This window comes from Roseburia sp. 1XD42-34 (genome assembly GCF_009917385.1).
Lineage (GTDB): Bacteria > Bacillota > Bacilli > Bacillales > Amphibacillaceae > Virgibacillus.
The window spans coordinates 1-884 of sequence record NZ_QWLJ01000096.1; the positions used below are offsets into that span (position 1 = coordinate 1).

At 47.5% G+C, this 884-nt stretch carries 1 protein-coding gene; it reads left to right on the top strand.

The features are described from left to right. On the top strand, positions 1 to 884 hold an 884-nt coding region (tuf, locus tag D1839_RS20210; protein ID WP_166554475.1), incomplete at both ends, for an elongation factor Tu.

The window sequence follows — 884 nt, forward strand, 5'->3', positions numbered from 1 at the left end:
CAAGCGCAGGACTATGCTTCGATTGATGCTGCTCCAGAAGAAAAAGAACGTGGTATCACCATCAACACCGCCCACGTTGAATATGAAACGGAAAAGCGCCACTACGCACATATTGATGCGCCAGGGCATGCTGACTACGTTAAGAACATGATCACCGGTGCTGCCCAGATGGACGGTGCGATTCTGGTCGTTGCTGCAACTGATGGCCCAATGCCACAAACACGTGAACATATTCTGTTGGCGCGTCAGGTTGGTGTTGATTACATCGTTGTTTTCTTGAACAAGACTGACTTGGTTGATGATCCAGAATTGATCGACTTGGTTGAAATGGAAGTTCGGGAATTGCTCAGCGAATACGATTATCCTGGTGATGATATTCCTGTTCTCCGTGGTTCTGCCTTGAAAGCACTTGAAGGCGATCCTGAACAGGAAAAGGTTATCATGGAATTGATGGATACTATCGATGAATATATCCCAACCCCAGTTCGTGAAACCGACAAGCCTTTCTTGATGCCTGTTGAAGATGTCTTCACCATTACTGGTCGTGGTACCGTTGCTTCTGGTCGTATCGATCGTGGTACGGTTAAGGTCGGCGATGAAGTTGAAATCATCGGTTTGAAGCCAGATGTTCTCAAGTCCACCGTTACCGGTCTTGAAATGTTCCGTAAGACCTTGGATCTTGGTGAAGCCGGCGATAACGTTGGTGTCCTGCTTCGTGGGATCAACCGTGACCAAGTTGAACGTGGCCAAGTTTTGGCAAAGCCAGGTTCAATCCAGTTGCACAACAAGTTCAAGGGTGAAGTTTATATCTTGACAAAAGAAGAAGGTGGCCGTCATACGCCATTCTTCTCCAACTATCGTCCGCAGTTCTACTTCCACACCAC